This is a genomic window from Streptomyces sp. 11x1 (assembly GCF_032598905.1).
Taxonomy (GTDB): domain Bacteria; phylum Actinomycetota; class Actinomycetes; order Streptomycetales; family Streptomycetaceae; genus Streptomyces.
On the sequence record NZ_CP122458.1, the window covers coordinates 312,063 to 332,267 of the forward strand.

Genomic DNA, 20,205 nt, shown 5'->3' on the forward strand with positions numbered 1-20,205 from the left:
TCAAGTAGAGCTGGGCTGCCGGGTATTGGCTGGCTGCGTCATCTGGGGTGTTCTGGCTCTTCCGGCTGGTCGTCCGCGTTGGAAGTGAAGGCTGCTGGCGGGTCGTAGCGGCGCAGCAGTTCATCAGCCGTCTCGTGTTTGTCCTGCGTTCTGATGATGTCGGCGATCTGCTTGGTGAGCATTCCCCGTCGGTCATCTCCGCTGGTGAAGCCCATGCCGGTGAGGAAGGCATCGAAGTGGTCAGAAGCTGTCGGTTCCCGTTCGGCAGGCGTGGAGGTCTCGCTGAACGTGGGGATGAGGTCCTGAAGCCGCTCTGGGATATCGGCGTCGTTGGCTGCGGATGTGAGCTGGGCAAGGAGACCGAGGTCTGCCACGGTCTTCTCTATGTGGTTGTCGTTCTTGGCCAGCCACCAGACCACCGCGCTGCCAGTGTCCTTGAGCACGTCGTCGCCCAGGTATTCGCGCTTGCTCTGCTCGTATGTGCGCTGGTGTTCCCAGACCGCCTTGTCCTTGCGGATCTCAGCGAGTTTGGTCAGCCGTTCCTGGTCGGGTTCGTGCAAGGTGAGCGTGACGTTTTCTGCCATGACTTGGAGGTGGCCGGTGTGGTCCGGGCGCATTCTGCTGAGGGCGCCGCTCAGTTCGTGCTGGACGAGTGAGGCCCGGCCGGGCTCCCGCTGTTCGGTGAGTGTGCGGGCGCGGTCCAGCACCGCTTCGACGGCGAGGCCTGCCGGGTTGAGGACGGGGTCGTCGCCGTGGGTTTCGAGAGGGTGCCACCGTACGGTGGCGGAGAACACGAAGTCGTAGTCGGGCCATCGGCTGGGCAGTGCGACGCGGCTGACGTGGTGTTCCCTGCGCTCGATCGGGGCGGCGGGGAGGAAGTTCGTGAAGTCGGCGGGTAGAGAGCCGCGGCGTGTCGCTGCGATCTTGAAGGCTGCCGCGGGAGCGCCGATGACGGTGAGGGCCAGGGCGGCCCACGCCCATGCGGGCCATTCCTGCACGAGGCCGAGGATGGTCAGCAGTAGGGCACACAGGACGGTGAGGAAAACGATCGTCGTCTTGCGGCCGGTGGTCATCGTGTGGCCCCCCTGGGCGGTGCGGCTGGCGGGCGTAGGCCCTGGGCCGTGGAGATCTTCTGGAGTAGGTGTTCGGTGGTTGCGGCGCCGGATGCCCGTCCACCTGGGGCGGCGGGCTCTGCGGCGCGGGCGGCCGAGTACAGCGCTGCGAGGGTGCTGCCGTTTCGGCCTGCGGCATCGACCAACAGAGCGAGCAGCCGGTCGCGGTGGTTGCCGGCGGTGCAGGCTGTGTGCAGCCATCGTTCGGCGTACGGCTGCCAGTGCGGCTGCGGCAGTCGGGCGAGTGCCACAGCCCAGCCTGCTACCGCGCAGTCCCGGACGCCCTTTTCGTCGATGAGAGGGCGGCCTGCGCCAGCTGGGTCCGTGAGTGCCACGGGGTCGCAGATCCGCAGGAAGAGGCGGGCGTCGACGGTCGGTGCGGCCGAATGACAGGTGAGGCGGTCGAGCATGCGGCGACGGAGTCGGGCACTGGTCGCTGCCAGGCGGCACAACGCATCGAGAGCGGGGGTGGCGCCGCGTTCCCGGCGGGCCAGGTGATGTAGGCGGGTCACGGCCTGGTCAGGGTGAGTGGGGGCGATCACGTCAGTGCAGGCGCGTAGGAGAACATGCGCGAGGTTCCCCGTCAGCTGCTTCCCCTTACACCAGTAGTAGACGAGCATCCGCAGGCTTCGGCCGTAGCGGGGGTCGTTCAGACCGCAGGCCAATGCGTCCACAGCGGCCTCCAGCCGGGCACGGCTCGTGGGCGCAGCGCTCCACTCCTCCGCCAGGAATGCCAAAGGGTGCGGCTCTGTCTGAGTGAGTTGGGTGCGGCTCTGTCTGAGTGAGTTCCCGCGTCAGGCTTGAAGTGCGTGGATGCGCTGGTCGGGTAAGGGGTGGAGTCGTTCGTGCTCCTTCCGCGTGTGGAAGGTCCAGTAGTCGGGGAAGTCGCCGTTGCTGATGACGGTGCGGAGGGTGAGGACGGCTTCGGCGCCGGGGACGGTCCACCTGCTGCCGGTGATGTCGAGTCTGTCGGCGATCAGATGGCGGGCTGCTCCTTCGACGGCGCCGCTGGCGATGGGCCAGCCCGCTGCGAGGGCCTGGTCGTAGTGGACGAAGTCGGCGTTGTTCTCGAGGTAGCGGCACGCTTTGTCGGCGGCTGTGCGCTGGTCGTCGGTGAGATGGCGGCGGTCGGCTTCGGTGCGGATGTCACGGGCGGCGCCGGGGGCGTCGCCCGCCAGGATCCGGGCGGCCTTCGCGCCGACCCAGTCCTCGGCCGCGGGATCGGTGGCAGTGTGGAAACAGCGGGCGGCTGCCCACAGCTTTTCGATCACGTGGACGATGTCGAGGACGATGTGGATCGTGACATTGCGGCGGGCGGCCTCGGCCTGGATCAACTCCCGCTGGTGGGTGGCGCCGTCGATCAGTACGACCCAGGTCCGGTGGTGTTCGGGGTCGCGGGCCTCGGCCTGGTCGAACGCGGCGGCGATGACCGTTTCGGCGTCCTCTCGGACGGAGGCGGTGTGCCATTTCGCCCGTGCGATGGGTCCTTTGCGGACGGTGCGGTGTCCGGTGCGGCCGCCGGGCGGGGCGATGATGTCGTGCGGGCGGCGGATGGCGGGTTCCGCATCCTGGACGACGGCGAGGGTGGCCATCCTCTTACGGCAGGACTTCTCCCCACTGGACAGCCGGGTGCGGAAGGTGTGCCGGGCCCTGGCGGCTGCCTTCGCGGTGGCCTCGCGCAGGTGGCCCGGGCGCATCACGATTCCCTTCTGGTCGACACTGATCACCAGCAGCATCCCGGCCGGGGCCGGCGCGGGGGTGCGGGCTGTATAGAACGCGGCGACGTCCACGGCCGCGGCCCGCACCAGATCCTCCACCTGGCGTTTGCCCACCACCCGGCCCCCGCAGCTGCGGTCGATCGCTTCCAGCGCGGTGTCGTAGGAACCGCGGGCCGCTTCGAGGACCGCGAGGCGGCGTAGTCCCAGACTGTGCCGCCCGTGGGGCAGGCCCAGCATGGCGTCGGCGGGGTAGAGGTTGGTCATGCCCGCGCCGCGCAGGGCGCATCGGGTCACGGTCACCGGCCCCAGCACGGTGGCCAGCTGCCGCCGGTGGCCCTTCTCCAGTCGGCTCCGGCCGCCGGCGAGCGCGGCCCGCTCCTGCGGATCGAGGGCGGACAGGTGGTCCTCCTCGTGGCGGGCCCGCCACTGGAGATGGGCCTGCAGGAGCAGTCGCCCCAGCTCCCGGGAGCCCGCTTCGACATCGGCCTCGGCCTGTTCATGCGTTGCGGTGAGTGCTTCGGGGCTGGAGAGGCGGGTGGCCAGCAAAGTGAGGGAAGAAAACACGCGGGCAAAGGGGTCAGCCGCCGCGGCCGTTTCGTACGCTGCGTTCATCGGGCTCTCGTCTTCGGACAGTGGCGATCTGGTTGGCACCATCGACGCTAGGGACGAGAGCCCGGCCCCACACCGGCGCGACGCCGCCCGCCGGCCGCGGCCTGGTGCTCCGGCGCACCCGCGCCCGCCCTCCGCGCACCACCCCACGCGAACAGGCCCGGCTCGTCCTCGGCCAGCCAGCCCCGCTCCACCAGCCGTTTCAGCTTCGAACGGAACCCCTCCACCTTGTTCTTGTCCGTCGACAACCCCAGCGCGGCGCACAGATGATGCGCTCTCATCGGACGCACCGCGTCCTGCAACACCTCGACGACGTCACGGTACGAGCGCGGCAGCACATCCGCCTCAACCCCCGGCTCCCACTGCGGCACCAGCCGCACCCCGACCGGCGATCCCGCCCCGCTCCGGTCCACCGGCAGCGGGACTTCCTCCGCAGCCTCGTCCACGGACACCGCCCCCTCGCCGGACAGGATCTCCGTCATCGTCTCCCGTGTGATCTCCAGCCGGGACAGCACAGCCTCCCGCTCGGCAACACGACCAGCCAACTCCTCCATCCGCGAGCGAAGTTCACTGATCTCGGCCCGAGCAGCCGCCTCCCGCCGCTCGATCTCCTCCAGCCACGACACCATCGCCGCCTCCAAGACCACGTCTCAGGACACGACGATCCGCCCTCCGCGCACACACGGCAACGGCGCACGGCATCACCAACTCACTGAGAAAGAGCCGCACCCTTATGGAAACCAGTGCGCAGATCACGACCAGTAGAACCTTGACGCTGAACGTCGGGGTCGGGTTGGATATGGGTCCGGATGACCTTTCCGGTGGCCGGACCTGGGGTGCATGGCACTCAGCCCGACCACCACGTAATCAACGTGGGATCTTGCTGAGGCCGTGCCGACGTTCACTGGTCTCTATTGCCCTGCCAAGGCTCTCCTGAGGCTGTCAATCCCGGTGTCTTAGGCCGTCAGTTCCATGTCGACCCCGATTCCGGCCCCATGAGGCTCCGCAGAATGGTCGAGAGCAAGCGAGTGCGGGATGAGGCTCAAGCCCACTTCGGAGCGCCTTGGTGTCGGCCGACCCAGGACACGTCGGGGTCCCGAGCTCACGCACATCGAACGCACACAATAGCGGGCCACGGAACCCCAACGAGGGTGCCACGCACACGTGTTCAGACGGAGAACCGGCAACCCTCGAGAAACGGTCGGCCTGCTGGGGCAGGCGCTGGCTGGCGTAGTCGGCGAGCAGAGCGCGCTGTCTGCGCAGCCGTCGGCCCTCCCGTGGGGAGGCCGGGAGGGACGGCGCGGCCCCGCCCAGGTGGCAGCACGCGGGCGGGGCCAAAGGTGGGGCCTCCACGGGGGTTGGAGGATCACCGTCGTCACAGCATTGCACTGGATTCGGCCACACGACAGGGCTTTGACCGGAATTAGTCGAATAGCGGGTACGGGTACGTACCCGTACCCTTGGGGGATGGGAAGGAGCACGATGATGTCCGATGCCAACGTCCGTATCCCCGAGGAAGCCAAAGATCGGCTGGCCGCTATAGCCGCCGCTGAGGGCTTGTCGCTGCGCGCGTATCTCGCCCGTCTCGCTGAGACGCTGCTGACTCCGGCCGAGCGTGCCGAGCGGGCGGAGAAGGCCCTGGCCGCGTTGAAGGAGTGGAACGGCTACGCGCCGACCGCGGCTGAGCAGGAGGACCTGGACGGCGAGCTGGACCGGCGCCTCGCCGAGGTGAAGGGCCGGTGAGTGAGGCCATGCACATCGTGCTGGACGACTCTGCAATGGCCGCGGCCGGCCAGGGCAACGTCCTTGCTTCCCGCCTGATCCACCGCGCCCACGCCGAGCCGGGCTGGTTCCTGTACGCCCCGGCATGCGCACTGGTCGAGGCCGACCGGATCCGGCCCGGAACAGCCGAACACCTGGCGGCTCTGCCGGGCATCACGGTCCTGGACCTGGACCTGGCCGCCGTGTTAGCCGTGGCGCGCCAGGAGACATGGGCGGCGGCTCACAGTCAGTACGCGGCGCTGCCCACGCCCGACCGTCCTGATGGGGCGATCGTTGCCACCACAGTTCCGAAGCGGTGGGAGGGGGAGCCGGTGCGCGTCCTGGACCTGAATCCCTGAGGGCGACCCAAATAGCAAGGATGCGGACACGGGGGCGGCCCAGCTGGGTTCGCGGCTGCATCCGTGCGCAACGTCGGCCGTCGCTGCGCTGATGGGCTGGCTGAGGACGCGGCGGTGGCGGCGCCTGCGAGCAGCAGATGAGGCAACCCTAGTAATCCCTTTGCGATCAAGGGAGGGGATTACTAGGGTTGCCTCATGAGGGAAGAGATGGGACGGCACCCCCTGGAGAGGGCTGTCCGTGCTGAACTGCATGCCAGCCTCGACGACTTGGCGTGGGCTTTCGCCCGGCGTGCGGCCGGTCTCGGGCCGGAGGACCCGCCGATCAGCCTCTACGACCATGGCCTCAGCGATGACCAGATCAAGGCCGCCCGGCTGGCTCGGGTCGCCATCTACAAGCACCTCGAAATGCTGGCCAGCTCCAGCATCCGCGTCGACGTCGGGCACGCGCTGGAGCACGGCGCCAACTGGGACGAGGTCGCCGAGGCCCTTGAGGTCAGCCGTCAGGCCGTCGCCAAACGGTTCGGCGACCTGCGGCGTGGCGAGAACGTCGCCGTGGTGATCTCGCGCCGCGACCGTGTACGCGAGTACCCCGAGGACGCACGTGTCCGTGTCGGAGAAGTCGGCGGTCCCGAACAGTACGACAGCGACCGCGGCGTCTGGCCCATCGGCAAGAAAGTCCGCGCCGAGGCGAAGTACGCCGTCGTCGCCGTAGACGGCATCGTGCGGCGCATCTACGAACTCGACCCGGCCGGCTGGCGCGAGGCCGAGCCGAACAAGTGGGAGTTCACCGCCGTCGGCGGCCGTGAACTCGACGACGAGGCGATCGCCACGGCGTACACGGCGGGGGAGCTCCCGCTCCGGCCGGGCGACGACTGCCCCACCCGCGTCGGCGGCGCCTACCGTCCCCACTGGTTCTGACCGAGGCGGAGAGCACCCGATGACCAGCCGCAGCTACTCGTCCGAGGCGTACCACCTGGGTCCCCGGGACGGCCGCCGGCTCCAGGAGAAGAGGAAGGGATTGCGGTGAAGGACGCGGATGTCCGCCCGGTCGTGCTGCCCGAGCCTGAGCACAAGGAGATCCTGGCGTCGCAGATCCTGCCTGCCTGCACCAAGGGCGCTGTCCCGCAGGAGCAGCCCGTGGCCGTGCTGGTGGGCGGACCGCCGGGCAGCGGAAAGTCCACCGCCTGCCAGGTGTTGAAGGAGATGCTCGACCGTCGGGGCGGCGCGGTGCTGATCGGCCCCGACCTCTACAAGTCGGCGCACCCCGCCTACCGGCGTCTCCTGCGCAGCGATGACCGCACCGCGGGTGTGAAGGTACGGCCGGACGTGCTGCGGTGGCAGGCCGAGGTCGAGGAGTACGTGCGAGGCCAGCGGTTCGATGCGCTGGTGGAAACGCCCCCCGCCGACCCGGAGCAGGCCCGTGCCTACCGGGCGGCCGGGTACCGCGTCGAGGTGGTGGTGCTGGCCGAGGCGGAGGCCGTGACGCAGCTGAGCGTGCTGGAGCGTTACCTCGCCCAGGTCGCCGAGGACGGCGCCGGCCGGTACGTGTCCTGGGACAATCAGGACCAAGTCATGCGCCGCCTTCTGCGGTCCGTGGAGGTCATCGAGACCGAACGGCTGGCCGACCGGGTCATGGTGGTGCGGCGTGACCTTCAGGTGCTGTACGACAGCGGGCCGGGCACGGACGGGGCCGGCCCGTTCCCGGCGGGCGCGCACCAGGCGCTGACGGCGGCGTGGGCACGGCCGTGGACGGCGCCGGAGACCTGGCGATTCCGCCGCCAGGCACGGGCCCTGGAACAGCAGTTGCACCCGTCGGTGAGCACGCCGGAGCGGCGCCTGGTGGTTGCTGGCGGTCTGGAGCGGACCCTCGCCCTGGCCGAGCCGGTACGCCGCATCGCCCAGCCGCTCACCGTGCCGCCCGGGGTCGACTACCACCGCCTGTCCGCCGACGAGCACGCGTTCATCTTCGACGAGTTGATCGTTCCGATGTACCTGGGCGCCATCACCGCCCACGATCAGCCGGTGGTGCTGTATGTGATGGGTCCGCAGGGCGCCGGGAAGACGCATACGGCGCGAACGCTGCGCCGCGTGCTGCGCGCCCGGCGCCCCACACGCATCGAGGGCGGGATGTTCAAGGCCGTCCACCCCGACTACCGGCGGCTCCTCGAGGAGGAGCCGCGCACAGCATCAGCCCGGATCCGTCACGACTACCGGGCCTGGCAGGAGAAAGCCGAGGCGTACGTGCGCGAGCGCCGCGGCGACCAGCTGATCGAGATCGCCCCGGACAGCGTTGCGCACTTCCTGGACGGGGCGCGCCGCAACCGTGCGGCGGGCTGCCGCGTGGAGTTGATCGTGCTGGGGGTCCGGGCCGCGGACAGCCGTCTGGGCATCGCGGCCCGCTGCGCCGAGGTGGCCCGCATGGGCGGAACACCCCGGTTCACCTCGACGGCCGCCCATCAGGTGTCCTTCAACGTGCTCGCCGATGTGGTGCGCACGGCCGAGGACGAGCCGGACATCATCGACTCCGTCTCTGTCATCCGCAGGGACCTGACCGCGGTGTACCGCAACGAGCGCACCCCGGGCGGCACGTGGGCGCAGCCGCCCCGGGGCGGGCACGTGGTAGAGGCGGAGCAGCAGCGCCGGTACACCCCGGCCGAAGCGGCGCAGTTCCTGGCCACGCTGCAGCAGGTGCACGGTGAGCTGCCGCAGTACGGGCCGGATCTGGTCGAGATCGCCGCGCTGGGCTGGCCTCTGATGCCCGTCCACCTGCAGCCGCGCGCCCTCGCCTCCACGCTCTGCACGGCGGCGCTGCCCGTCCTCCCCCATCGTGAGGGGCCCGGTCACTGGCCCTTGAGTTCCCTCACGCGGGCCGCGTAGCGGGAGGCGATCTCGGCGACTTCCTTCTCGTCGGCGTCCTGCAGGGCCTGCTGGTCGGCGGCGCACGCTGCCAGCTCGTCCTGCAGAGTCTTGAGGCGGCCGGCGTCGGGCGCGCCGGCACGCCGCTCCTTGATGATCTGCTCGGCGTACCAGGCGCTGACCTCCTGCACCAGCTGCTCGACGGCCTCGGGGGTCACGTGTTCAGGCAAGGGATGTCCTTCGGGTCTCGGGGGTGATGGCCCGTCATTGTCCCTGGCCGAGAAGATGCGGCCCGGCGCCCGTGGTGCGGAAATCCGCCGCCGGGCACTACCGGGGATCGCGTAGGTTGCTACGCTGATGATCTTTCCTGGGGGGTGTCGTGGCGCGGGATCTGCGGATGCTGTTCGGTGCAAATGACCGGTCGGTGGCGGCCGAGGAGGCGTTCACGAACCGCCAGGCCCAGTGGCAGGCCGTCGTCGCAGCGCTCTCCGACCATCTGCAGCGCGTCGCCACCCCGTCCTTCGACGTCGAGGACTTGGCCAGCCCGCGGCACAACGTTCTGGTCGCCCACGGAGTCGGCGGGATCGGGAAATCGACGTTCTCCCGCAAGACCGAGGCGTCGCTCACACACCCGGGCGGGCGCCCCGAACAGTGGGCCGAGCCCGGGTGGCCGATCGAGCGGCTGTTACCGGTGCGCATCGACCTGGCCCGCTCCAGCGGCGTCGACTTCGAGCGGGTGGTGCTGTCGATCCGCCTGGCGGTCGCCGCCCTGGGACGGCCGATGCCCGCCTTCGATCTGGCATTGCGCCGGCACTGGGAACGCAACCACCCGGGCGAACCGCTGGAGGAGTACCTGCGGCGCGGCGGGATGCTCAGCCGGTTCAGCAACGCGGTCAATCTGCCGGGCCAGCTGCAGTCCTCGCTGGCCGATGTCGCCCAGGCCCTGGCCATGCCCGGCACCATCGGGGGCGCCGTCGGCCAGCTCACCACCGCCCTGGTCGGCGCGCTGCGCGAGCGGCGACAGACCGTACGCGCGCTGGCCGGCTGCAGCCGCCTGGCCGACATACTCGAAGCCGAACCGGACCTGGAGACGCTGAGCTTCGCCACGCACCTGCTCGCCTGGGACCTGGCCCAGCTCCCCGCTGTCCAGCGGGCCACCCCGGTGGTCTTATTCGACAGCTTCGAGGAAGTCGGGGACCGCACCCACCGCGACTTCGAACGGCTGCTGCAGCGCATCGTGTGGCTGATGCCCAACGCCTTCTTCGTGATCACCGGGAGGGACCGGCTGCAGTGGGCCGAGGACGGCCTGCACGGACAGCTCGACTGGACCGGCCCCACCGCGTGGCCCGGCCTGACCGGACACGTACCGGGCGCCCGCACACACGGCGGCCCTGCAGTACGGCAGATCCTGGTCGGCGACTTCTCCCCCGAGGACTGCGACGATCACCTCGCCCGCCGCCTGGCCCACAACGGGCAGCCGCTGATCGGGCCGGACCTGCGCCAGGCCATCACCGAACGCTCCCACGGCCTGCCCCTCTACCTCGACCTGGCCGTCATGCGGTTCTTGGAGATCCGGCGCAGCGGACGCGTTCCGCAGCCGGACGACTTCGGCGACTTCCCCGCCCTGATCTCCCGCACCCTCAGCGACCTGACCAGCGACGAACGCCACGTACTGCGCTCGGTGTCGCTGCTGGACGCCTTCTCGGTGCCGCTGGCCACCCAGGTGGCCGGACTCACGCGCGATGCGGCGGCCCTGCGGCTGACCGAACGTCCCTTCATCCGCGAGGACCTGACGGGGCTGTGGCCCTTCCATCTCCATCAGGTAGTCCGCTCCGCGATCCGCAACGCCGACGACCAGACTGACGACCGGTGGTCCGAGCATGACTGGCACCGGGCCGCCCTGCGCGCGCACGCCGCCCTCGGACAGGAGTGGGCCCACGGGCCGCGCAGGGACCGCGCGGTACTCATCGGTGTCCTGCGGCAAGGGCTGCGGCTGGCCCGCGACTTCAACCTCGCCGAGCTCGGCTGGCTCACCGAGGCCGCCTTCTCCTACATCTCAGACTCCGTGTGGGAGCCGCTCGCGCCGCCCGCCCACGGACACGACAGCGCCGTGCTGTCGACGCCGGCCGACGCGCTGGTCGAAACACTCAGCGCCCTGGCCCGCCGTCAACGCGAACACCGAGCCCGCACCGTGGAACGGCTCACCGCCGTCATCGACTCCGCCCTGCTGCCCGCCGAGCTGCAGGAGATGCCCATCTACTACCGGGCCAAAGCGCTCCGAGACATCGGACGCATCGAAGACTCACGCCGCGATTACCAGCAGGTGGCCGACGGCAGGGGCCGCCTGGCCCAGGCCGCCCGCCGAGGCCTTGCGCAGGCCGCCCGGCTGGCCGGCGACTTCCCGACCACGCTCGCCGCCGCACAGACCCTCGGGTGGGAGGGCCGCCACCAGCGCGTCCTCGGTGACCTGTACTGGATCCAGGGACAACCACAGCGCGCGGCAGAGGCGTACCTGGCCGGGCGCCTCGAAGCCGAACAGCACGCCAAAGCCGGCGAAGCCGCCCACAACCAGGCCCTGCGTGCCCTCGCCCTCGCGTTCGTCGACCCCCTGCAGGCAGACGACGAACTCGACCTCGCCGAGCAGCTCCTCGCCAGCCTCGACCTGCGGGCTTCGACGATCAACGCCGCCATCGCCTCCCTCATCCGCGACGCCGGCAGCCCGGCCATCGACGACCGTGCCCGCACCCTGCGCACCGAACTCGACGTCGCGGGCCTCACCTCGATGACGTCCACTCTCGAAGTCGCCGTCGCCTTCCACCAGGCCGTCCTCGACGACCACGAGGCGCTGAACGCCACCATCACCCGGCTCCGCGAGCAGACCAGCGATGGCACATACGCCTACTACACCGACATTGCGCACTTCATGGCCGGCCTGCCGCTGCCCACTGAGCACATGCCGCCGCGCTGGCTGGACGGCGAAGAAGCCCCCGCGCCCGGTGGCGGGCCCTCGTCACCGCACGACGTGACCTGCTGCGCACCGCGCGGTAGCTACCAGGGCAAAGACCGGCCGCGGTACTGGCGAGGTCTCGTCAACCTCATGAGACGGCACACCTAGATGAGTGAGTCCCATGTTCGTGCTGGTAGCGACCACGGCGAAGTGCATCCGTTGATGAGTGGGTGAAGAAGGACCCGCTCAGGACTTCACGAACGCGACCGCCGCGACCGTCATTCAGAAAGGCGACATCATCCTCCTCACCGGAAAGAGCCACGTGGTGGGGAATCTTCACCGAACTCAGCTGAACCGCCGGAGCTACTTGTCGGCGCGGTAAAGCTTGATGTGCTTGTTCACGAAGAGGTGCACGTACCCGCACCTCCAGCAGATGAGCCCCCTCGCCGTCTCGTCCGCCCACGCCATCTTCAGGAACTCCAGGCCGACGCTGTTGAGCATCACGCCTCGCTCCCGGAACAGATCACTGTCGCAGACCTGACAGGTGATCCAGACGTCCCCGATCGCGGCCCGAACCGGCTTGCGCGCCATGGCAGTTCTCCTCCCCTCCGTACGGTCACCAGTCTTCCGTGCGTCCGCCCCGGCTCGGGCCGGTGGATGGTGCCCTGCTGTCAGGAGCGTCCCTGGAGGTAGCGGAGCCAGGTGCCGGTGTCGGCGGCCCTGCTGGGGGCGGGCCTGCGGCTGTGTCGTCCGGGGTCGTGCCTCTCCAGGCGCTCGACGACGAGCCAGACCGCGGGCAGCAGCACCAGCCACAGCAGCGCCACGCCCACCGGTCCGGTTCCGGTCTCGTAGCCGATGATGCCCGCTGGCACAGAGACGAGTACGGCTCCCATGGTCCATCGGCCCCACAGTGCCACCCAGCCGGGCAGTGATCGCCGCCGCGCGCGGCGTACCGCCGTGGCCCCTGCGAATCCGCCGTAGCCTCCCACGGTCAGCAAGTCGAGCGCGAAGGCGGTCTGGATTTCGGGCAGACCCTCCGGGGTGTCGGTGGACTCCTGGGTCACGCCGTCCTTGGTGACGGCCGTCGCGTAGTCGCGCCAGACGGTCACCGTGACGTGGTCGCCCTTACGCAGATGCTTCAGCAGCGGGACCTCGTCGTCCATGTCGAGTTCCGCGGGGATCGGGTACGGGCCGTCGAGCTTGAGCAGATACAGCTGACTCCGGCCCTGGTTCTCGATGGCCGTTCCGCGCACCGTTGCGGGGTAGGTACGCAGGCAGTCGGCCGCAGCGGCCCCCGGAAGGGTGCACGGCCGGGCGGAGCGAAAGGCCCGTACCTCGTGTATCGAGTCCGGCACCGTGGCCAGGACCACGGCGCCTGCCGCGCCCGCCATGGCGGCCAGCGGCACCACGAGCAGACCCCCGGCCCGGTTCCACCGTGCGCGCCGACGCCGCCGCGCGTCCGCTCTCTTGCTCCTGCTCACCGGGCCTCCCTTCTGCTTCCGCCCCCGTTCGCGGTTGGGCATATTGAGTCACAGTGCATTCCCCGGCAGGTAGGCGGGGCCACGGCACGATCCACACGCAGGTGATTGCCGGAACCCGGCAGCATGAGGCCTTGGCGTCCGCCTCCCGCCAGGCCGTCGCCGGTTGAGTTTGATGTTCTCAGTGGTCATAGGCGATCAGGGATCGTTTGACCTTGGCGCCGGTGGTCCAGTTGTGCCAGATGCCGGCGGTCAGGGCGAGAAGGCGTTGTCCGGTTCGGGCGAAGACTCCGGCCATGGTTCTGCCGCCGTGCTGTTGGAGGCTGAGCTGGCCTTTGAGGGTGTCGATGACGGCCTCGATCCACTGGCGGACACTGGCGATCTTCCCGTGCCGGACCGGCGCGTCCTTGCGGTCGGGCCGCACCAGGTGAGCCCCGAGCCGGTCGGCTATGAAGGCCTCGAACGTGATCATTCCGGCGCTACGGCCAGGGCTCCCGGACGGGGCGGCGCCAGGGTCATAGATGCGGGGGTTAGCCACGCAACCCATCTCCGACCAGGCCGTCTACAGACAGACGCGCGCGTTCCTAGTCACAACGCTCTCCGTCGGTCTCGATCGCGGCGCGGGCGCCGCGGCGCCTCTGGACGGCTGAGGGAGGGGCACACCAAGGTGCAGATCAGGTCATGACGGACGACCGCGATTCCTAGGTCTCGACCAGGTTGTTGTCCAGGTCTGGGCGCTACGGGACAGCCCCGGCGCGGGGAGTCAGGTGCGGGTGGTGGAGCAGCGCGGATTCAGCCACTTCTGATCATTGCCCAGCTCGCCACCCACGGCGGCCGGTACGGTCGATCGGTTTGCGGCTGGTTCGGGCCGTTGCCGGGAAGTGTTCCGTCGACGCGTCGTCACAGGGGGTACGAGTGGGCGAGATCGATCACGAGATAGCCGGGAAGGTCGACGGCCTCCAGGCGGACATCAGCTCGGTGCTCCAGGAGTTACAGGGCCTGCCCGAAGACCACCCGCGCTACGAGACGCTCTTCACACAGCTGGTCAACGCCGGATCAGCGCTGCTGGAGTACGAAGCCCAAGCCCCGGCGAAGCGGGAAGAGCCGCACCGGCAGGTCAGCAAGACGGCCCTCACCTGGTCAGCGCGGATACACATGCTCGGGGCCGTGCTGCTCGCGACGGCGCCGCTGACCGGCTGGATCGGCTGGGGATGGGTCGCTCTCGCCGTCTTCCAGCTGCTGTTCGGTCTCCTGGCCACCGGGATGGACGCCCCGGTCCAGGGACACCGGGAACTGCGCATCGCAGCGAGCGTCCTGGGGGCGGTCACCGTGCTGGTGCCCCTGCTCGTCTTCGGCGTGCTGTCCGGATGGTTCTGGATCGCCGCGGCCGCCGGGTGGATCGGCAGCTTCGTCCTGGCGACCGACGCCGACGCCGCACACGCGCGGGAAGGGAAGACGGCGTGAGTTGGGAAGGGGCGTACACGAACCTCGACCGCAAGGTCCACAACCTCGAAACCAGCCTCCAGTACTCACTGTCGGAGGTGGAAGACGCCGTCGGACAGCTGGAGGACATCCCCCGCCGAGTCGAAAGTCTCGAGTACGACCTGCGGGAGGCGAAGGAAGAAACCGAACGGGTCGAAAGCGACCTCGGTGACCGCATCTCGGAGGTCGACGGGAGCGTGGACCGGCTCGCGACCCGGGTGGCGGCGCTGGAACGCTATCTGCGCCAGGCCAAGGGCGCCGTCGTCGTCGACCTCGACGAGGACCGCGCCGGCGAGCTGCACGCCCTGGCGGTCACCGTGAACAAGGGCCTCGACGCGCGTGCCGGCCTGCTGACCGATTACGAGCGCTCCCGGTTGAAGCTGGCCGGTGACCACCTCAAGCACGCCCTTGAGGAGCGGGGCCGCCACCGTGCCGCAGTCCTTCGCGCCGCCGCGGTCCTGGCCACCACGCAGGCCCAAGCCCCGGAGCGGAAGGCGGCCGAACTCGACTTCAAGGCGTCCGCGCCCAAGGCCCAGCAGGCTCACAGCCGGATCGGTTCGCTGACAACCAGCGCAGAGAACGCCCGGCAGAAGCTGGAGGCGGACGATGCCCTGCGCACGAAGAAGGCCAAGGTGATCGACTCGGGCCGACGGGCGGACACGAAGCTGCGGCTTCGGCTGCGCAGCCGACTCTCCGACGCGCTCAGCGGCGCAAAACTGCTGCCGATCTGGTTCGTCACCGCGCTCGGTCCCATGCCACCCTCCCGGAACGCCAACGACTGGATGGACGCCGCAACCGACGTCCTCGCATACCGGGTCACCTACCAGATCACCGATCCCGTGGTCGCCCTAGGCACCCCGCCCGACGGCCACCGCGCGCCGCGCCGTACGGAGTGGCACCAGGAGCTGACGCGAGTGCTGCGGCGCTGGGGATAGCGCCCGCCGCGCCGGGCGCGCGGGTGCCTCGGGTCGTAGGCCCGTTGACAGCCGTTGCCCGGACGGGCTTTACCTCAGCCGGGGCGGTGCCGCTCTTGAGGTCGACGTAAATGAACCTGTCGCATGCCGCGACGAACGGCTTGGGGGTCTTGCGTTCGCCGAATCCGTACACGGTCAGGCCGGACTCGCGGATGCGGACCGCGAGGCGGGTGAAGTCGCTGTTGCTGGAGACGATGCAGCGATGTGGGAGAGTCCACAGCTCCCTGCGCTCCAGCCGCACCAGCCGCACCAGCCGCACCAGAGATCATCACCGACCCACGGTCACCCGCGCAGCGAATTGGGCAGCAGAGCCGTCGGCCAGAGGGCTGGTGGCGGCACGTTGCCGGGCACGGTTCGCTCTCACCACCGCACGCCCCTCAATCAGGTGACGGCGGATCAGCTCTGCACGCAGGGGGGCCGTGGATGACAGGAGTGCTTCGCCGGATGCCTGTACAGAAGCGCGCAGAGTGTGACCTCTGCCACGAACCGGTCGGTTCTTGAACAGTGAACCTCTCCGCATGGCCTCGTTTCCCCAGCTCAACGCACCCATGCAGAACATCTGCTCGATAAGAGAACTCACATTCCGCTTATGATTGAGATCGGTGAGTGACGATTTTCGAGGGTCGTATGAGTTTCAGGCCCCAAAAATCGACAGGGTGGTGCGTGAGGGCCCAATCCAACCGGGCGCTTGCGCAGGCGAGTTGGCCCGCGCTGGATCTCACCGGTCTCAATGGAGAGGGCCGGTGCCCGCATCGCATGGAGGACGTATGGGCAACGGCGACGTCACTGACGTATCGCCCCAGGACGGCGGCCACAGCCAGCTCGTCCAGGCCCCTCCCGATCTGCCGCTGGACTTCGAGGCCTTCTATCTGGGGCATCAGGAGTTCTTCCACGACTTCGCGGAGATCCACCTGGGCAGCCGCCGGGTTGCCGAACAGGTGGTCCACCAGGTGTTCCTGGCCATCCTGGGCGGCTGGGAGGATCTGTTGCAGCAGGGCGACCTCGAGCAGCAGACGCTGGCGGTGCTGCACCGCTGTGTCACCCGCCGCCTCAAGGAAGACGGACGCCCGCCGGCCTTCCTCATCAACGCGCCGATAGCCCGCAACCTCGAAGCCGTACGCAGCCAGCTGGAGATCGCCAGCAGCACGAACGGCCTGTACGAGGCGATCCTCCAGCTGCCCACCCGGCAGTTCACCGTCATCGCCCTGCGCCATCTGCTCGGCTACCCCACCAAGCAGATCGCCCGCTACATGGGCCTGGACACGCGCACCGTCGACTACCACGGCCGCAAGGGCAAGGAACGCCTGCGCATCCAGCTGCGCCTGCCGGCCTCCCCGAACAAGAGCAAGAAAGGAGCGGGACAGTGAGCACCACCATCGACGCCCTCCTGGCCGACGCCCGTGTCCCCACCAGCCGGCACGAGGGTTTCGACGTCGGCGCCGCGCTGCGCCGGCTCGCCGCCGACGCAGCCACCGCGTCGGCGACACCGAACCCGGACATGGTCCGTGCCGCGGAGGCCGCCCAGCGGCTGTCCGTGGTCTGCCGCTGGGTCCTCAACAAGCCCGACGCCGCCGACCACGTCGACCGCCTCGCCCAGGAACCCGACGCGGTGACCGCCGACCAGCTGGACGTCGACGGCGCCTTGGTGTTCGCGTGCCTGCTCCACCTGACCGACCACCGCGAGAGCGCCCAGTTCTGGTGGCAGCTCGCCGCCGGCGCCGGCCACCGCGCCGCCGCCTACTGCCTGCACCTGCACCACCTCGCCCTCGGCGAGACGCGCGAGGCACGGCACTGGCTCCACGAGGTCACCCACGACGTCCTCGACTCCGAAGCCCCCGACAGCGCCTTCCTCGCCACCCTGGAAGCCGTCGCCCTGTACGTCCGCAGGACCGGCTCCAGCCTCACCAGCCCGCCCACCGGAGGCCTCGAAATGGAAGTCGACCGCCTCGCCACCGACAAGACCAGCTCCTGCATCATCGTCCGGCGCCCCGACCAGCAACTCGCCGACCGGCTGCACGACTTCACCCGCCGCTGACCCCGCGCGTCTGACAGCCTGCCGTGGTCCACGAACTCCAGCACACCAGACTCGACGCGCTCTTCGCCGCACTGAGCACAGAGGTCGTACGAGGCGCAGAAGACTGCGGGGCCGCGTGTGATACATCTCGCACGTCCCTCCGAACTGTGTCACTGACCTGCGCTTTTCTATTCGCCTACCGGCGATGCCGGGACTCTGAAGCACCAGTGAGCTCTAGCTGGCCCCAGTTAGTTCTGGTGAGTTCCAGTTAGTTCTGGTGGGTCCTGGTGGGCTCCGGAGCGGTGGCTCACGGACCTGTGTTGTCGACACTCGTCGATAGACTCCCTGAACGCGCAGAAGGAGCCCTGCATCCCCAACTGGTTTCTCAGGCCACGATGTTGGGAGGGCTCCCTGCGCGGTGTTCCAGCACGCCTAAAACGAGAGGAACTCCGTTGGACGAGAGTAACGCGAAACGCGGGCCGAAGCACTGGGCACGCCTGGGCAGGCGACTCAGGGACGCCAGCTGTCGCCTGCGTAAATGGCTCGGAAGCCATGGGCAGGATCTCCAGATCCAGTTCCTCCAGGGCGCGGCGAACAGGCTCGGCAGCGGCGCGGTGACCCTGATCATCCTGTGGTGGGAGACCCGCCGCTGACGCTGACGGCGGGCCCACCCCGGTGGGCCCGCCCGGTCTTCGGCAACCCGCCGTTCGTGAATTCGTGGACGGCACGCCCTTGTCAAAGGAGAGCGAGCTGCCGACCGTCTGGCCGCTGAGCGGCTGCGCCTGGTGCTGGTGCTGCCGCCGGTTCCGCGAGCAGGTCACGATCCGCCGGTGGATGCTGAAGGCCGGCGACGGCGATCGCTGTCCGTACGACCGGCCGCGGGCCAAATCTGAAGTGCGGACGTCCTCGAGAACCGGCTGCTATACGGGACACACCTGATGGCCGTCGGCCTTCCCAGCCTGCCGGAGAAGAAGCCCAGGCTTTCGACAACGCACTCCCCACCGACGGGGCCCAGCGAGCACGAGGGGCACGCACCCCGCACCCGCAGCGCGCCCACACCGTCGTCGACCACGACGACGCTGCAGCTTTCCGGGTTCACGAGTGCAGGCCGCGACCGAAGAATGCAAATCACAGAATCTCACCATGTGTAGTCCCTATCTGGTGCAGACTGGGCGCCGCTCCCTGGGTGCGGGGTCTGCCCGTGCCCGGCTACGAGAAAGGCACCCCTTTGCGCCGTTCCTCACGTGTCGCTGCCCTTGCCGCGGCCGCGGTGGCCGTCATCGCTCTGCCGATGCCCGCCCATGCGGCATCCACCAGCGGGGCCCTCATGGTCACGCACGTCCGGCCCAACGCGGCCGGGGCCGACGTCAAGAACGGCAAGCAGGTCAATCTCAACGGCGAGTACTTCATCATCAAGAACGTCACCACCAAGACGGTCAACACCGGCGGCTACATCCCCGACATCACCACGAACACCTACGGCCGCGCGCTGCCCTCCTACAGCCTTCCCGCCAAAGCGAAGGCATACGTGCACACCGGCAGCGGCACCAACCACAAGGACTCCAGCGGCAACCACCACATCTACCGCGGCTACGGCCGGCACGTGCTGCTCAACACCAGTACCGCCAAGAACCCCGACCTGCGACTAAAGAAGCCCGGCAGCGCCGACAACAACGCCGCCGCCGGCACCATCAGCTCCTGCAACTGGAACACCGCGGCCAACGGAAAGACCTACGCCTGCTGAAGCCCCCGGCGGAACGCGGCCGCCGGGCCTCCCGCGTCCCGGCTAATGCGGGGCCTGTGCCGCGCCTCCGTGCCGGACGCGCTGGACGACGTCCGCTTGAAGCGCGGCCAGCCCGCCCGGCGGCAGGGGGGCGGGGCTGCCGGTGAGGGTGTACCACTCCTCCGCACCCGTGTACTGGATCACGATCTGGGCGCGCCCGTCGGGCCGGAGGCTGGTGGCGATGGTGAGGTCGCCGGTGATGACGCCGACCTCGTCGGTCATCGCCCCGCCGGGCCCCGCCGTCACCGCGTCGACCAGCCGTCCGGGCGCGCTGTCGCTGCCGGTCACGAGCAGGTGTCCAGCATGTCGGTGAGCGTGTTCTTCTCCGCCCCGGTCACCGACAGCCCGTACGCGGCCTTCACCGACACCCAGGAGCGGGCGTAAATGCACCAGTACGTCTTGGACGGCGGCTGCCACTCGTCCGGCCCCTGGTCGCCCTTGGACCGGTTGGAGGACGCCGATACCGCCAGCAGCTGCGGGTGGTCCATGTCGTTGGCGAACTCCCTGCGCTTGTCCTGCGTCCAGGCGGCGGCCCCCGAGCGCCAGGCGTTGGCCAGAGGCACCGTGTGGTCGATGTCCACATCGCCGGCGTCGGTGAACGTCTCGTCGTCGTACACGCTCACCCATGCGCCCGACACGGCCCGGCACTCGTCGTCCTGCTCGACATCGGTGCCGTCGCGCTCCAGGACCCGCTCACGGGTGTCGCAGCCGTCCTGTTCCGCCCAGTGCGGGAACTTGGCGCGGCTGTAGCCGGACATCGAGCCGTGCGCGGCCACCGCCAGCCCGGCCAGCTCCTCCCGTGCCTGCTCCACGCCCGGCACGCCCGGCAGGGTCGTGTCGTCGGCTGCCTGGCCGCCGGCCCCGCTGCCCGATGCGGACGGCTTCGCGTCCTGCGCACCGTCCAACGCGGTGTCGTCGACAGCCGTACACCCGGCCACCGCGAGCATCGCCACAGCCGCCAGGCCCCGCCCCCACCACTGCTGCTGACGCCCCATGACCTGCTTGTTCCTCTCACCCAGCGGCCGTTGACGCGCAGCGTATCGGCTACGGCGGCTGGCTGCGGAGGGCAAGTAGCCATCAGCACGCGTAGCTCCGGTGACGTGGACCCCGCA

21 protein-coding genes and 1 pseudogene are annotated in these 20,205 nt (G+C 69.4%); 11 read left to right on the top strand and 11 right to left on the bottom strand.

What is annotated here, in order from left to right; all coding sequences use genetic code 11:
* Positions 1 to 38: 38 nt before the first annotated feature.
* The 4 genes from P8T65_RS01510 to P8T65_RS01525 form a co-directional block, all read right to left on the bottom strand.
* Positions 39 to 1,073, bottom strand: coding sequence for a hypothetical protein (locus tag P8T65_RS01510; RefSeq protein WP_316723599.1), 1,035 nt, complete (start codon positions 1,071 to 1,073; stop codon positions 39 to 41).
* Positions 1,070 to 1,786: a hypothetical protein gene (locus P8T65_RS01515; protein ID WP_316723600.1), complete on the bottom strand. Its 717-nt coding sequence runs from the start codon at positions 1,784 to 1,786 to the stop codon at positions 1,070 to 1,072. The genes P8T65_RS01510 and P8T65_RS01515 overlap by 4 nt, the downstream gene beginning before the upstream one ends.
* Positions 1,787 to 1,906: 120 nt before the next feature.
* On the bottom strand, positions 1,907 to 3,442 hold the full coding sequence (locus P8T65_RS01520; protein ID WP_399098122.1) for an ISKra4 family transposase: 1,536 nt from the start codon (positions 3,440 to 3,442) through the stop codon (positions 1,907 to 1,909).
* 47 nt (positions 3,443 to 3,489) lie between these two features.
* Complete coding sequence (locus P8T65_RS01525) at positions 3,490 to 4,068, bottom strand: hypothetical protein (protein ID WP_316723602.1); 579 nt, start codon at positions 4,066 to 4,068, stop codon at positions 3,490 to 3,492.
* An 856-nt stretch (positions 4,069 to 4,924) separates the two neighbouring features.
* On the opposite strand from P8T65_RS01525, the gene P8T65_RS01530 reads away from it, so the two are divergent.
* The 4 genes from P8T65_RS01530 (at position 4,925) to P8T65_RS01545 (ending at position 8,436) form a co-directional block, all read left to right on the top strand.
* A complete protein-coding gene (locus P8T65_RS01530; RefSeq protein ID WP_316731448.1) occupies positions 4,925 to 5,182 on the top strand; it encodes a hypothetical protein in 258 nt (85 codons plus the stop codon).
* Positions 5,183 to 5,190: 8 nt separating this feature from the next.
* On the top strand, positions 5,191 to 5,559 hold the full coding sequence (locus P8T65_RS01535; protein WP_316731449.1) for a hypothetical protein: 369 nt from the start codon (positions 5,191 to 5,193) through the stop codon (positions 5,557 to 5,559).
* A gap of 195 nt (positions 5,560 to 5,754) precedes the next feature.
* Complete coding sequence (locus P8T65_RS01540) at positions 5,755 to 6,477, top strand: hypothetical protein (protein WP_316723603.1); 723 nt, start codon at positions 5,755 to 5,757, stop codon at positions 6,475 to 6,477.
* Positions 6,478 to 6,582: 105 nt separating this feature from the next.
* Positions 6,583 to 8,436, top strand: a complete 1,854-nt coding sequence (locus P8T65_RS01545) for a zeta toxin family protein (RefSeq protein ID WP_316723604.1) — start codon at positions 6,583 to 6,585, stop codon at positions 8,434 to 8,436.
* Here P8T65_RS01545 and P8T65_RS01550 read toward each other — a convergent pair.
* Positions 8,400 to 8,645 (bottom strand): hypothetical protein, encoded by a 246-nt coding sequence (locus tag P8T65_RS01550; RefSeq protein WP_316723605.1) that lies wholly within the window; start codon positions 8,643 to 8,645, stop codon positions 8,400 to 8,402. The genes P8T65_RS01545 and P8T65_RS01550 overlap by 37 nt on opposite strands.
* Positions 8,646 to 8,812: 167 nt before the next feature.
* Between P8T65_RS01550 and P8T65_RS01555 the strand changes: the two genes are divergently transcribed.
* The gene (locus P8T65_RS01555; RefSeq protein ID WP_316723606.1) at positions 8,813 to 11,530 is read left to right on the top strand and encodes an ATP/GTP-binding protein; all 2,718 of its coding nucleotides are present in this window, start codon (positions 8,813 to 8,815) and stop codon (positions 11,528 to 11,530) included.
* 195 nt (positions 11,531 to 11,725) lie between these two features.
* Here P8T65_RS01555 and P8T65_RS01560 read toward each other — a convergent pair whose 3' ends face one another.
* From P8T65_RS01560 to P8T65_RS01570, 3 genes and pseudogenes are all read right to left on the bottom strand, one after another.
* Complete coding sequence (locus P8T65_RS01560; protein ID WP_067284805.1) at positions 11,726 to 11,953, bottom strand: hypothetical protein; 228 nt, start codon at positions 11,951 to 11,953, stop codon at positions 11,726 to 11,728.
* An 80-nt stretch (positions 11,954 to 12,033) separates the two neighbouring features.
* On the bottom strand, positions 12,034 to 12,843 hold the full coding sequence (locus P8T65_RS01565) for a hypothetical protein (protein ID WP_316723607.1): 810 nt from the start codon (positions 12,841 to 12,843) through the stop codon (positions 12,034 to 12,036).
* A 178-nt stretch (positions 12,844 to 13,021) separates the two neighbouring features.
* Positions 13,022 to 13,303, bottom strand: a pseudogene (locus tag P8T65_RS01570) (IS982 family transposase); the annotation flags it as partial.
* 452 nt (positions 13,304 to 13,755) lie between these two features.
* Between P8T65_RS01570 and P8T65_RS01575 the strand changes: the two are divergent.
* Positions 13,756 to 14,304 (top strand): hypothetical protein, encoded by a 549-nt coding sequence (locus P8T65_RS01575; RefSeq protein WP_316723608.1) that lies wholly within the window; start codon positions 13,756 to 13,758, stop codon positions 14,302 to 14,304.
* The gene (locus P8T65_RS01580) at positions 14,301 to 15,257 is read left to right on the top strand and encodes a CopG family transcriptional regulator (RefSeq protein ID WP_316723609.1); all 957 of its coding nucleotides are present in this window, start codon (positions 14,301 to 14,303) and stop codon (positions 15,255 to 15,257) included. The genes P8T65_RS01575 and P8T65_RS01580 overlap by 4 nt, the downstream gene beginning before the upstream one ends.
* Here P8T65_RS01580 and P8T65_RS01585 read toward each other — a convergent pair.
* A complete protein-coding gene (locus P8T65_RS01585; protein ID WP_316723610.1) occupies positions 15,151 to 15,555 on the bottom strand; it encodes an NYN domain-containing protein in 405 nt (134 codons plus the stop codon). The genes P8T65_RS01580 and P8T65_RS01585 overlap by 107 nt on opposite strands.
* 508 nt (positions 15,556 to 16,063) lie before the next feature.
* Here P8T65_RS01585 and P8T65_RS01590 point away from each other — a divergent pair.
* The 4 genes from P8T65_RS01590 to P8T65_RS01605 all read left to right on the top strand — a co-directional run bounded on the left by P8T65_RS01590 (position 16,064) and on the right by P8T65_RS01605 (position 19,054).
* Positions 16,064 to 16,663: a sigma-70 family RNA polymerase sigma factor gene (locus P8T65_RS01590; protein WP_316723611.1), complete on the top strand. Its 600-nt coding sequence runs from the start codon at positions 16,064 to 16,066 to the stop codon at positions 16,661 to 16,663.
* Positions 16,660 to 17,331: a hypothetical protein gene (locus tag P8T65_RS01595; protein WP_316723612.1), complete on the top strand. Its 672-nt coding sequence runs from the start codon at positions 16,660 to 16,662 to the stop codon at positions 17,329 to 17,331. Before P8T65_RS01590 ends, P8T65_RS01595 begins: the two co-directional genes overlap by 4 nt.
* 431 nt (positions 17,332 to 17,762) lie before the next feature.
* Positions 17,763 to 17,963 carry a hypothetical protein gene (locus P8T65_RS01600; RefSeq protein ID WP_316723613.1) on the top strand — a complete coding sequence of 67 codons (201 nt, stop codon included), beginning with the start codon at positions 17,763 to 17,765 and terminating at the stop codon, positions 17,961 to 17,963.
* Positions 17,964 to 18,580: 617 nt separating this feature from the next.
* A complete protein-coding gene (locus P8T65_RS01605) occupies positions 18,581 to 19,054 on the top strand; it encodes a hypothetical protein (protein ID WP_316723614.1) in 474 nt (157 codons plus the stop codon).
* Positions 19,055 to 19,096: 42 nt separating this feature from the next.
* Here the strand turns inward: P8T65_RS01605 and P8T65_RS01610 are convergent, their stop codons facing one another.
* Complete coding sequence (locus tag P8T65_RS01610) at positions 19,097 to 19,381, bottom strand: hypothetical protein (protein WP_399098128.1); 285 nt, start codon at positions 19,379 to 19,381, stop codon at positions 19,097 to 19,099.
* Positions 19,378 to 20,088, bottom strand: coding sequence for an HNH endonuclease family protein (locus P8T65_RS01615; protein WP_316723615.1), 711 nt, complete (start codon positions 20,086 to 20,088; stop codon positions 19,378 to 19,380). The genes P8T65_RS01610 and P8T65_RS01615 overlap by 4 nt, the downstream gene beginning before the upstream one ends.
* Positions 20,089 to 20,205: the final 117 nt, after the last annotated feature.